At 69.8% G+C, this 12,048-nt stretch carries 10 protein-coding genes; 9 read left to right on the forward strand and 1 reads right to left on the reverse strand.

Annotated elements, in window-relative coordinates; genetic code table 11:
• Positions 1-6: 6 nt before the first annotated feature.
• From ruvB to ACTWQN_RS29180, 6 genes are all read left to right on the forward strand, one after another.
• Positions 7-1,077 (forward strand): Holliday junction branch migration DNA helicase RuvB, encoded by a 1,071-nt coding sequence (gene ruvB / locus ACTWQN_RS29155; RefSeq protein WP_443206805.1) that lies wholly within the window; start codon positions 7-9, stop codon positions 1,075-1,077.
• 373 nt (positions 1,078-1,450) lie between these two features.
• Positions 1,451-1,861, forward strand: a complete 411-nt coding sequence (gene yajC / locus ACTWQN_RS29160; protein WP_443206806.1) for a preprotein translocase subunit YajC — start codon at positions 1,451-1,453, stop codon at positions 1,859-1,861.
• A 377-nt stretch (positions 1,862-2,238) separates the two neighbouring features.
• On the forward strand, positions 2,239-3,801 hold the full coding sequence (gene secD / locus ACTWQN_RS29165) for a protein translocase subunit SecD (protein ID WP_443206807.1): 1,563 nt from the start codon (positions 2,239-2,241) through the stop codon (positions 3,799-3,801).
• Entirely contained in the window at positions 3,798-4,979 is a 1,182-nt protein-coding gene (secF, locus tag ACTWQN_RS29170; protein WP_443206808.1) for a protein translocase subunit SecF, read from the forward strand. Before secD ends, secF begins: the two co-directional genes overlap by 4 nt.
• Positions 4,979-5,545: an adenine phosphoribosyltransferase gene (locus ACTWQN_RS29175; RefSeq protein WP_443206809.1), complete on the forward strand. Its 567-nt coding sequence runs from the start codon at positions 4,979-4,981 to the stop codon at positions 5,543-5,545. Before secF ends, ACTWQN_RS29175 begins: the two co-directional genes overlap by 1 nt.
• 409 nt (positions 5,546-5,954) lie before the next feature.
• Positions 5,955-8,273, forward strand: a complete 2,319-nt coding sequence (locus tag ACTWQN_RS29180; protein WP_443206810.1) for a RelA/SpoT family protein — start codon at positions 5,955-5,957, stop codon at positions 8,271-8,273.
• Positions 8,274-8,345: 72 nt separating this feature from the next.
• On the opposite strand, the gene ACTWQN_RS29185 is transcribed toward ACTWQN_RS29180, so the two are convergent.
• Positions 8,346-9,155, reverse strand: a complete 810-nt coding sequence (locus ACTWQN_RS29185) for a peptidylprolyl isomerase (protein WP_443206811.1) — start codon at positions 9,153-9,155, stop codon at positions 8,346-8,348.
• Positions 9,156-9,340: 185 nt separating this feature from the next.
• On the opposite strand from ACTWQN_RS29185, the gene ACTWQN_RS29190 reads away from it, so the two are divergent.
• Genes ACTWQN_RS29190 through ACTWQN_RS29200 form a run of 3 tightly spaced genes read left to right on the forward strand, consistent with a single transcriptional unit; the run spans position 9,341 to position 11,969 of the window.
• Positions 9,341-10,027 carry an MBL fold metallo-hydrolase gene (locus tag ACTWQN_RS29190; RefSeq protein ID WP_443206812.1) on the forward strand — a complete coding sequence of 229 codons (687 nt, stop codon included), beginning with the start codon at positions 9,341-9,343 and terminating at the stop codon, positions 10,025-10,027.
• A gap of 35 nt (positions 10,028-10,062) precedes the next feature.
• Positions 10,063-11,334 (forward strand): histidine--tRNA ligase, encoded by a 1,272-nt coding sequence (hisS, locus tag ACTWQN_RS29195; RefSeq protein ID WP_443206813.1) that lies wholly within the window; start codon positions 10,063-10,065, stop codon positions 11,332-11,334.
• Positions 11,331-11,969, forward strand: a complete 639-nt coding sequence (locus ACTWQN_RS29200; protein WP_443206814.1) for a hypothetical protein — start codon at positions 11,331-11,333, stop codon at positions 11,967-11,969. Before hisS ends, ACTWQN_RS29200 begins: the two co-directional genes overlap by 4 nt.
• Positions 11,970-12,048 lie beyond the last annotated feature (79 nt).

Here is a 12,048-nt window from a genome sequence, read left to right on the forward strand (position 1 = left end):
GGCCTGATGCACGAGGACGACGCGGGTTGGTCGCCGACCGGCGACGGGGTCGCGCTGACCCCGCAGCAGGACGCGGCCGAGCAGGACGTCGAGATGACGTTGCGGCCGCGCAAGCTGAGCGAGTTCGTGGGTCAGGCGCGGGTGCGCGAGCAGTTGGAGCTGGTGCTGCACGGGGCGCTCAGGCGCGGGGACCAACCCGACCACGTGCTGTTCTCCGGCCCGCCGGGGCTGGGCAAGACCAGCCTGTCGATGATCATCGCGACCGAGCTCGGTGCCTCCATCCGGGTCACCTCCGGTCCGGCGCTGGAGCGGCCCGGCGACCTGGCGGCGATGCTGTCCAACCTGGCCGAGGGCGACGTGCTGTTCATCGACGAGATCCACCGGATCGCCCGCCCCGCCGAGGAGATGCTCTACCTGGCGATGGAGGACTACCGGGTGGACATCGTGGTCGGCAAGGGGCCCGGCGCCACCAGCATCCCGCTGGAGCTGGCCCCGTTCACGCTGGTCGGGGCCACCACCCGGTCCGGTGCGCTGACCGGACCGCTGCGCGACCGGTTCGGCTTCACCGCGCACATGGAGTTCTACACCCCGGACGAGCTGGAGCTGGTGGTGCGCCGCTCGGCCGGGATCCTGGGCGTGGACCTGCGCGACGACGGGGCCACCGAAATCGCCGGTCGATCCCGGGGCACGCCGCGAATCGCCAACCGGCTGCTGCGGCGGGTCCGCGACTACGCGGAGGTCCGGGCCGACGGCGCCGTCAACCGCGAGATCGCACAGGCCGCGCTGGAGGTCTACGACGTCGACGAGCTCGGCCTGGACCGGCTGGACCGGGCCGTGCTCGGGGCGCTGATCAAGTCCTTCCACGGCGGTCCGGTGGGGATTTCGACGCTGGCGGTCGCGGTCGGCGAGGAGTCCACCACCGTCGAAGAGGTCTGCGAGCCCTACCTGGTGCGCGCCGGGCTGCTCGCCCGCACCCCGCGCGGCCGGGTCGCCACGGTGGCCGCGTGGCGGCACCTGGGGCTCACGCCACCGCAGCACGCGCCCGGCGAGCCGCCGCCAGGTCTTTTCGACGAGTAGATCGAATGGTGACCATTCGCCGATACTGTGTGTTTCGCCCAGCGGCCGGCTCGTGGTCGGGGTGCTGGTCCGTACTTGCCGCGTGACGTTATCCTCCTCACGTCTCGTTCGGTGGCAACCGAACCGCGCGAGGTGACACCGCCGGAGGCGGTGGTGTGCAGCGCGGCAGCACGAACCGCATCTCCCGCGAGCAGTGGGCAGGCGGTCCGCGAACCACTCGCGGAGCGCACCTGCGGGCCGTGGAGACTCTCCTGTTTCCCAGCGGGGGAGGACGTCAACCCGAGTTGACCTGGCACACTGGGGCTTGAACATCCGAACAATTCGGGCGCAGTGCTGCGGGCTGGGCCCCGAAGCGTCCGCTGAACGGAGCAAGATGGACCTCCAATCCCTGATCCTTCCGCTGCTGATCGTCCTGCTGGCGGTGCCGCTGTTCCTGCAGGCGCGCAAGCAGAAGCGCGCCGTGGCTGAGCAGCAGAAGCTGCAGAACTCGATCACGCCCGGCGACCGGGTGATGACCACCTCCGGCGTGTTCGGCACCGTCGTCGCCACCAACGACGACTCGATCGACCTGGAGATCGCTCCCGGCATGACCACCACCTGGGTGCGTGCCGCGGTCCGCGAGAAGGTCAACACCGACAGCGCCCCGGCCACCGAGTCGGCGGAGCAGGCGGAGTCGGTCGACGAGAAGGCGGAGACCCCGGCCGAGGTCGAGGCCACCACCTCCGACACCACCGAGTCGAAGGCCGAGGTGGCCGAGCCGATCGAGAAGCAGAAGGCCAACTGAGGCCCGGCGGGACGATCCCGCACCACCGGGTGCCGCGCGTCGGCGCCTGGCGGGTGGGGGTCGCCACCGCCCAGGTCGCGACGCGGGCACCGGAGACCGCTTCCGGGCCCGCGTCCGTGCGTGTTCGTGGATCAGTGCGCGGTTGCCACCCGGGGCGGTGATGTCCGCACCGGGCCTGTCAGACTGGACTGCGGACCGAGGTGATCCGCCGCCCCGCAGGGTGGCGAATGATCGCCATGAGATCCGCCGGTTGGGCAACGTCGGTGGTTCCAGCGCTACGTTTGGCGTCGGGCAAGCGGCGTCCGCGGTTGCGCTGATCGCTTGCGCGAACCAATCCGTGCACTCCATCAAGACCGTGGACAGGAGACAGACGCACCGTGGCACCTCCGGCCGGGCAGCTCCGCCCAGGGCGTTATCTCGCGATCTTCGCGCTGATCGTGGTTGCGCTGTACGCACTGGTGTTCTTCACCGGCGATGGCAAGCCGCACCCGAAGCTCGGGATCGACCTCCAGGGCGGCACCCGGGTCACGTTGACCGCTCGCACCCCGACCGGCCAGCCGCCCACCAACGAGTCGCTGAACCAGGCCCGGCAGATCATCGAGACGCGGGTCAACGGCATGGGGGTCAGCGGTTCCGAAGTGACCCGCGACGGCAACAACCTGGTGATCACCGTGCCCGGCGAGGGCGGCGAGCAGGCCAAGCAGTTGGGGCAGACCGCCGAGTTGACCTTCCGCAAGGTCGTCAACGCGGTGCCCGCGACGCCGACGCCGGCTGGCACCACCCCGCAGGCGGCGCCTCAGCAGTTGGGCCCTGGCGACCAGCAGCGGGCGATCGACGAGGCGAAGGCCCTCCGGCAGAGCACCGATCCGAACGTGCAGATGCAGGCGCTCCAGACGCTGAACTGCGCTGCCGAGGATCCGCTGCGCGGCAACGACGACCCGACCAAGCCCCTGGTGACCTGCGACCGGGAGGGCCAGCAGAAGTACCTGCTGGATCCGGTGTTCCTGGAGGGCAAGGAGATCGCCAACGCCCAGGCCGTGCCGCCGCAGCCGCAGGCGGGCGAGCCGGGCTGGACGGTGTCGCTGGACTTCAAGAGCGCCGGGGCCAAGACCTGGGCCGACTTCACCTCGGCCAACGTCGGCCAGCAGGCCGCGTTCGTGCTGGACACCGAGGTGGTGTCGGCGCCGCAGATCCAGCAGGCCCTGCTGGGCGGCAACGCGCAGATCAACGGTCAGTTCAACCAGCAGAGCGCGACCGACCTGGCCGACGTCCTCAAGTACGGGTCGCTGCCGCTGGCCTTCGACCAGTCGGAGGCCGAGACGGTTTCGGCAACCCTCGGCGTCGCGTCGCTGGAGGCCGGGCTGATCGCCGGTGGCCTCGGCCTGGTGCTGGTCGCGGTGTACTGCCTGCTCTACTACCGGCTGCTGGGCATCCTGACCATCCTGTCGCTGGTGCTCTCCGGCGGTGTGGTTTTCGCGGTGCTGGTGCTGCTCGGCCGCTGGGTCGGATTCACCCTCGACCTCGCAGGCGTGGCCGGGTTCATCGTGGCCATCGGCATCACCGCCGACTCGTTCATCGTGTTCTTCGAACGGCTCAAGGACGAGATACGGGAGGGCCGCACGTTCCGCTCGGCGGTGCCGCGGGCCTGGCTGCGGGCCCGGCGCACGATCCTGTCCGCCGACGCGGTCAGCTTCCTGGCCGCCGCCGTGCTCTACATCCTCGCCGTCGGCCAGGTGAAGGGCTTCGCCTTCACCCTGGGCATGTCGACGGTGCTGGACCTGGTCGTGGTCTTCCTCGTCACGCACCCGCTGGTGGCGATGGCCTCGAAGAACAAGTTCCTGTCCAAGCCCTCGGTCTCCGGTCTGGGAGCGGTGCAACGGCTCGGTGACCAGTACCGGGCCGCCCGCAAGGCCGCCGCGACCACCGCCAAGGAGGCGTGAAGGTGACGACTCCAGGTATCGAAGACGCCCGACGTGGCAGCGTCTTCCACCGCCTCTACACCGGCACCGGGGCCTTCAACATCATCGGCAAGCGCATCCGGTGGTACGTGGCGCTGGGTCTGCTGGTGCTGGTGTGCCTCGGTGCGATCGGCATCAAGGGCTTCAACCTCGGCATCGACTTCGACGGCGGCACCAAGATCCAGTTGCCCGCGGTCGGCGCCCAGGGCCCGATCCACACCGACCAGGTGCAGGACGCGTTCCAAGACGCGCTGGGCCATCGCGCCGAGACGGTGCAGATCGCGGGCGCCGGGGCCAACCAGAGCATCCAGATCCGCTCCTCGTCGCTGACCCCGGACCAGGTGGCCGCCGTCAAGCAGTCGCTGTTCAACGAGGTGCAGCCGCTGGACGCGCAGGGTCGGCCGAGCCAGCAGGTGATCAGCGACAGCGCGGTCAGCGGTACCTGGGGTGGCGAGATCACCCAGCAGGCGTTGATCGCTCTCGTCGTGTTCCTGGTGCTGGTCACGATCTTCCTGGCGTTCTACTTCGAGAAGTGGATGGCGGTCGCAGCGCTGATCGCGCTGCTGCACGACGTGGTGGTGACCGCCGGGGTCTACTCGCTGGTCGGTTTCGAGGTCACGCCGAGCACCGTCATCGGCCTGCTGACCATCCTCGGGTTCTCGCTGTACGACACGGTGGTGGTCTTCGACAAGGTCAAGGAGAACACCCGCGGCCTGCTCGGACTCACCCGCCGGACCTACGACGAAGCGGCCAACCTGGCGGTCAACCAGACCCTGATGCGCTCGATCAACACCGCGCTGATCGCGCTGCTGCCGGTGATCGGGCTGCTGGTGGTGGGCGCCGGGATGCTCGGCGTCGGCGTGCTGCGCGACCTGGCGCTGGTGCAGTTGGTCGGCATGCTCACCGGTGTGGTGTCGTCGATCCTGCTGGCCACGCCGTTGCTGGTGGACTTCAAGATGCGCGGCCGCGACGCGAGGTTCCGCGACCACGCCGCCAAGGTGTGGCAGCGCCGCGAGCGGGCCACCGCCAAGGCCGCCGGGGAAGACGCCGTGGCGGAGCCGAAGCACGCGGTGGCCGCTGGCTCCGGTGCGGGTCCCGCGCGCCGCCCGAGCCGTCCCGCTGGCAAGACGGGACGTCCGACCGGGAAGCGGCGGCGTTGATGGCATCGACGGAGGACCCGGCCATTTCCGTGCAGGTCACCGACGAAACCGATCACGCGCTGCGGCAGGCCGCCGCGCTGATCCGCGAAGTACCGGACTTCCCGGAACCGGGAGTGCTGTTCCGCGACATCAGCCCGCTGCTGGCCGACGGCGCCGGATTGGGTGCCGTGGTGACAGCGCTGGGGCGGGACTGCGAGTTCGACGTGGTGGCCGGGGTCGAGGCGCGCGGTTTCCTGGTGGGCGCCGCGGTGGCGCAGGCGTTCGGCACCGGGGTGGTGGGGCTGCGCAAGCCCGGCAAGCTGCCGGTGGTGGCGGATCGGGTCGACTACACCCTGGAATACGGCCGGGCCACCCTGGAACTCCCAGCCGACACGCTGCGACCGGGCCAGCGGGTGCTGGTCGTCGACGACGTGCTGGCCACCGGCGGCACCCTGGGCGCGGCCTGCCGCCTGATCCGGCAGGCCGGTGCGGATGTCGCGGCGGCGGCCGTCGTCCTCGAACTGACCGCGCTCGAAGGCCGGGACAAGATCATGGGCGAAACCGTCCGAGCCCTCCTCCGAGCCTGACCGCCTGAAGCCCGGAAACCACCAGTTCTGCCCGATCTGTGCTGCTGTTTTGCCCGAGGTTCCGTCGTTGCTCCCCACGGGAAGTGCGATTTCTCGCGAAATCGCCACCACCGCGACCCGCAGTGGCATCCGGAACAAGCCCAAGGATCGACACGAACCGACGCCGAGAACCCGGCAAAACCCCCGCCGATTCCAGGCAAAACCGACAGTGCGGACGACGTGACTCCGCGATGCGGAAATGGATGTTGATCGGTCCGGGTGAAGTGCGGCGGGCTCTCGGCAGGGTCAGGTGACCGCTGGGCGTATCACAGTCGTACCTGGGAAGGTCCGCTGCCCCGATGGCGTTATTCTCAGTGTCCGGGTCCCCCGGACCTGGGACGAATGCAACACCTGAGCCCGGGAGCGTGCGGTGAGCCAACACGTCGAATCCCCTGCTACGGCAGCCGACCCGGTTGCCGAGCCGCGTGCGGCCTCCGCGACCCGTCGCGTCCGCGCCCGGCTGGCCAGGAGGATCACGGCGCAGCGGGCCGCCCAGGTCAAGCAGGTGCTCGAACCGCTGGCCACCGTGCACCGCGAGCTGCACCCGCAGGCCGATCTCGCGCTGTTGCAGCGCGCCTACGACGTCGCCGAGGAGCGGCACCGCAGCCAGCAGCGCAAATCCGGTGACCCCTACATCACGCACCCGCTCGCGGTCGCGACGATCCTCGCCGAACTGGGCATGGACACCACCACGCTGGTGGCCGGGCTGCTGCACGACACCGTCGAGGACACCGACTACGCGCTGGAGAAGCTCGGCGCCGAATTCGGCGAGGAGGTGGCGCACCTGGTCGACGGCGTGACCAAGCTGGACAAGGTCAAGCTGGGGGCAGCCGCCGAAGCCGAGACCATCCGCAAGATGATCATCGCGATGGCCCGCGATCCGCGAGTGCTGGTGATCAAGCTCGCCGACCGGCTGCACAACATGCGCACCATGCGCTTCCTGCCGCCGGAGAAGCAGGCCCGCAAGGCGCGGGAGACCCTCGAAGTGCTCGCCCCGCTGGCGCACCGGCTGGGCATGGCGACGGTCAAGTGGGAGCTGGAGGACCTGGCGTTCGCCATCCTGCAGCCCAAGAAGTACGACGAGATCGTGCGCCTGGTCGCCAACCGGGCGCCGTCCCGCGACACCTACCTGCGCACCGTGATCGACGAGCTGTCGCAGCAGCTCGACGCCGCCCGGCTGGCCGCGAAGGTGGAGGGCCGCCCCAAGCACTACTACTCCATCCACCAGAAGATGATCGTGCGGGGTCGCGACTTCGACGACATCCACGACCTGGTGGGCGTGCGGATCCTGGTCGACGAGGTGCGCGACTGCTATGCGGCGATGGGCGTGGTGCACGCGCTGTGGCAGCCGATGCCCGGCCGGTTCAAGGACTACATCGCCCAGCCCCGCTTCGGCGTGTACCAGTCGCTGCACACCACCGTGATCGGCCCGGAGGGCAAGCCGCTGGAGGTGCAGATCCGCACCCACGAGATGCACCGCACCGCCGAGTACGGCATCGCGGCGCACTGGCGGTACAAGGAGACCAAGGGCCGCAACGGCAGCGGCGGGCAGTCCGCCGTCGAGGTCGACGAGATGGCGTGGATGCGGCAGCTGCTCGACTGGCAGCGGGAGGCCGCCGATCCGGGCGAGTTCCTGGAGTCGCTGCGCTACGACCTGGCGACCAGGGAGATCTTCGTCTTCACGCCGAAGGGCGATGTGATCACGCTGCCATCCGGTTCGACGCCGGTGGACTTCGCCTACGCGGTGCACACCGAGGTCGGCCACCGCTGCATCGGCGCCCGCGTCAACGGCCGGTTGGTGGCGCTGGAACGCAAGCTGGAGAACGGCGAGGTCGTCGAGATCTTCACCTCCAAGGCGGAGGGCTCGGGCCCGAGCCGGGACTGGCTGTCGTTCGTGGCTTCGCCGCGGGCCAAGGCCAAGATCAAGCAGTGGTTCGCCAAGGAGCGCCGCGAAGAGGCGATCGAATCCGGCAAGGAGCTGATCGCCAAGGAGATCCGGCGACTCGGGCTACCGGTGCAGCGCCTGGTGTCGGCCGAAACCCTCGGCGCGGTGGCCCGCGAACTGCACTACGTCGACGTCACCGGGCTCTACGCGGCGGTGGGCGAGAAGCAGCTGTCGGCGCAGCACTTGGTGCAGCGGCTGGTGGCGTTCATCGGCGGCACCGAACAGGCCGAGGACGAGATCGCGGAGCGCTCCACCCCGTCGACGTTGCGCGGCAAGCGCCGCAGCAGCGGCGACTCCGGTGTGGTGGTCAAGGACGCCGGTGACGTGTGGGCGAAGCTGGCGCGCTGCTGCACGCCGGTACCCGGTGACGAGATCCTGGGCTTCGTGACCCGCGGCGGCTGGGTCAGCGTGCACCGCACCGACTGCACCAACGCCGACGACCTGCGCAGCACCCCGGAGCGGCTGGTCGAGGTGTACTGGGCGCCTTCGGCGTCGTCGGTGTTCCTGGTCGCGATCCAGGTGGAAGCGCTCGATCGACACCGGTTGCTCTCCGATGTCACCAAGGTGCTGGCCGACGAGCGGGTGAACATCCTGTCGGCGTCGGTCACGACCTCGAAGGACCGGGTGGCGGTCAGCCGCTTCTCCTTCGAGATGGGCGACCCGAAGCACCTGGGCCACGTCCTCAAAGCGGTCCGCAACATCGAAGGCGTCTACGACGTCTACCGCGTGACCTCCGCGGCCTGACCCGCGCGATTTCTCGCCAAGCAGCAGCAAGAGGGGCGCCGCCGGTAGGCAGCGCCCCTCTTGCTCGAACGGTCAGGCCTGGACTTCGACCTTGTTGAAGGTGACCTTCAGGTTCGGGTGGCCACCACCCGGCGACGGCTCGAACGCGCCGTCGTGGCCGGCGCGGGCGATGGTGTCGATGACCTTCAGGCCCTCCTCGGAGATCGTGCCGAAAACCGTGTAGTCCGGCGACAGCGGAGCATCGCCGAAGACCATGAAGAACTGGCTTCCGTTGGTGTTCGGCCCGGAGTTGGCCATCGCGAGGTAGCCGCGCCCGTACTGCAGCTCCGGGAAGGTCTCGTCGTCGAAGGCGTAGCCCGGCCCGCCGCTGCCCTGGCCGGTCGGGTCACCGCACTGCAGCATCTGCAGGCCCTCGGTACCGATCCGGTGGCAGTCGGTCTGGTTGTAGAAACCCTGCTTGGCCAGGCTGATGAAGCTGTTCACGGTGCACGGCGCCAGGGCCCGGTCGAGCGTCAGCGGGATCGCGCCCTGGCTGGTGTCGATGGTGGCCTGCACCGTTCCCTTGGACGACACCTCGCCGTTGGCGGGTGGCTGCACCGGCTTGCTCGCCTCGCCGTCCGGCCGGTACTGGCAGGAGACCGGGTCCGGCAGCGGCGTCGGCCGCACCGGCGGCAGTGCGAGTTCGGTGGGTGCCTGCGGCTGCGCGGCCGACTCCCCACCGGTGCGGGTGAGGTAGAAGACACCCACCACAGCCGCGATGACCACGACGATCGTCGTGCCCATGGTGATCATCCGGCGTCGCTTGGCCTGCTCTGCGCGGCGCTCCAACTGGCGTTCGAGCTTCCGCTTGGCCGCCTGGCGACGTTGTTCGTTGCTGGGCACCTGCTCCCTCCCCGGATGCGGTGGGTCTGATGTTGTCGCGGGGAGTTTATTGGGTGGCCCGCGAGCGGTTCCTGAGAGCCTGCGGATTGTGCGTGCGGCGCGCGAAGGCCCACGTGGGCGGGACGATAATCTGGAGGGCAGCCGACCGGCACCATCGGGTGTCGTCCGACGAAAGGTCGCACCTCGTGCTTGTCCTCGGGTTCCCGGTAGGACCGCTGCAGGCGAACTGCTACGTGCTCGCACGCGGGGAAGGCGAGCCCTGCGTCGTGGTGGATCCGGGCCAGGACGCCGTGCCGCCGTTGGACGAACAGCTGCGCGAGCACCGCCTGGCACCTGCGGCGGTGCTGCTCACCCACGGGCACTTCGACCACGTCTTCTCCGCTGGTGAGGTGTGCGCCGCGTACGACGTACCGGCCTACCTCCACCCCGCTGACCAGTTCATGCTCACCGATCCCGGGGCCGCGCTCGGCCCGGCTGGTCGGCAGCTGTTCGGCGACGGTCCGGCGATGGCCGCTCCCACCGACGTCCGCGACCTCGCCGAGGGGGATGTGCTGGAGGTCGCCGGACTGCGCTTCGAGGTCACGCACACCCCGGGCCATACCGGCGGATCGGTGCTGTTCGGCATCGGGACCGAGGAGGGTGGACAGCTGCTGCTGTCCGGCGACACCCTCTTCGCCGGAGCCATCGGGCGCACCGATCTGCCCGGCGGCGACCACAGCCGGATGCTGGAGTCGCTGAGCACCAAGGTGCTGCCGCTGGACGACGAGATCGTCGTGCTGCCGGGCCACGGACCGACCACCACCATCGGGCGCGAACGCGCGGGCAACCCGTTCCTGCAGGGCCTGCCGACTTCCGACGCCCCACTTTCCTGATGAGACCAACCTGGCCGAGGACTGAACCACCACCCATGAGCACGTTCAACGCACCCAAGGGCATCCCGGAGTACTACCCGCCGGAATCGGCCGGTTTCCTGGCGGTCCGGGACACCCTGGCCGATGCCGCGCGCCGCGCCGGTTACGGCTACATCGAGCTGCCGCTGTTCGAGGACACCACGCTGTTCGCCCGCGGCGTCGGGGAGTCCACCGACGTGGTCACCAAGGAGATGTACACCTTCGCCGACCGCGGCGGCCGGTCCGTGACGTTGCGCCCGGAAGGCACCGCGGGCGTGATGCGCTCGGTCATCGAGAACGGGCTGGACCGCGGCCAGCTGCCGGTGAAGCTCTACTACGGCGGCGCGTTCTTCCGCTACGAGCGGCCGCAGGCCGGGCGGTACCGGCAGTTGCAGCAGGTCGGCGTGGAGGCGATCGGGGTCGACGACCCGGCGCTGGACGCCGAGGTCATCGCGATCGCCGACGAGGGCTACCGGCGGCTGGGGCTGACCGGGCACCGCGTCGAGATCACCTCGCTGGGCGACAACACCTGCCGCCCGGCGTACCGCGCGAAGCTGCAGGACTTCCTGCGCGGCCTGCCGCTGGACGCCGAGACCCGGCGTCGCGCCGAGCTCAACCCGCTGCGGGTGCTCGACGACAAGCGGCCCGAGGTGCAGGAGCTGGTCGCCGACGCGCCGCTGATGGTCGACCACCTCTCGGCCGAGGCGAAGGAGCACTACGAGCAGGTCAAGGCGTACCTGATCGACCTCGGCGTGGCGTTCGTGGAGAACCCCCGCATGGTGCGCGGCCTGGACTACTACACCAAGACCACCTTCGAGTTCGTCCACGATGGACTCGGCGCGCAGTCCGGGATCGGCGGCGGCGGCCGCTACGACGGGCTGATGGCCGAGCTCGGCGGTCAGGATTTCTCCGGCGTCGGGTTCGGTCTCGGTGTCGACCGCACGCTGCTGGCCTGCCAGGCCGAGGGAATCGCGGTCGGTGATCAGGCCCGCTGCGACGTGTACTGCGTGCCGCTGGGCGAGGCAGCCAAGCGGCGCCTGGTGGTGGCCATGGGCGGGCTGCGGGCCGCCGGGGTCCGCGTCGACTTGGCCTACGGCGGGAAGGGCCTCAAGGGCGCGATGAAGGCGGCCGACCGCTCCAGTGCCCGGTTCGCGCTGGTGCTCGGCGAGCGGGACCTCGAAACCGGTAGTGCGCAGTTGAAGGAACTGGCCAGCGGCGAGCAGCGCGCGGTGGCCCTGGAAACGTTGGTGGACGACGTCCGGGCCGCGGTCGCGGAGCCACCGAGATGACCGAAACCGAGACGATTCCGCTGGATCTGCTGGATCGCAAGACGATTCGGACCCGTGCCCGCAACGTCGCCATCGCGGGCCTGATCGTCGCGGCGGCGCTCGGCGGCATCATCAGCTTGTTCTCCGGCCCCATCGGCTTCGCCACCACCGTGGCGATCGTCGCGATCCCGTTGCTGCTGCTGGCCTTCGCGGAGTCGCGCAAGACGATCGCGTTGCGCGGCGGCGAGCTGGTGGCCCGCGCGTTGGGCAGCCGGGTGGTCGAGGTGCGCAACGCCGATCGCCTCGACCTGTTCGTCACCGACCTGCGCGGTGCGCGGACGGTGAACCTGCTGGTCGGTGGGCCGCCCAAGGGCAAGGCGATCAGCGTGTCGCTGGCCATGTACGCGGGTACCGGCGGCCGGGAGCTCGGGGTGTACGCGCTGCGTCGGTTGGCCGACACCTTGGCGGGCTCTGGCGATACCCGAGGACTGGTGCTCTCCCAGCTGATCGTGGCGCAACTGCGGTCCGAAGCGCGCGGGGACGCGGCGTCGGACCGCCCGCTGTACCGGCTGGCATCGGTTGCTCCGCCGGGCCGGATGGCGCAGCGGCTGCATCCCGACGCGGTCGCCCGCTTCGTGGCCGCACTGGGCCACTGAGCACCGGGTCACTGAGCACCGAGTCATTGGACACCGAGTCATTGGACACCGGGTCATTGGGCACCGGGTCATTGGGCAC

The organism is Saccharopolyspora antiqui (assembly GCF_052246905.1).
Classification (GTDB): Bacteria; Actinomycetota; Actinomycetes; order Mycobacteriales; family Pseudonocardiaceae; genus Saccharopolyspora.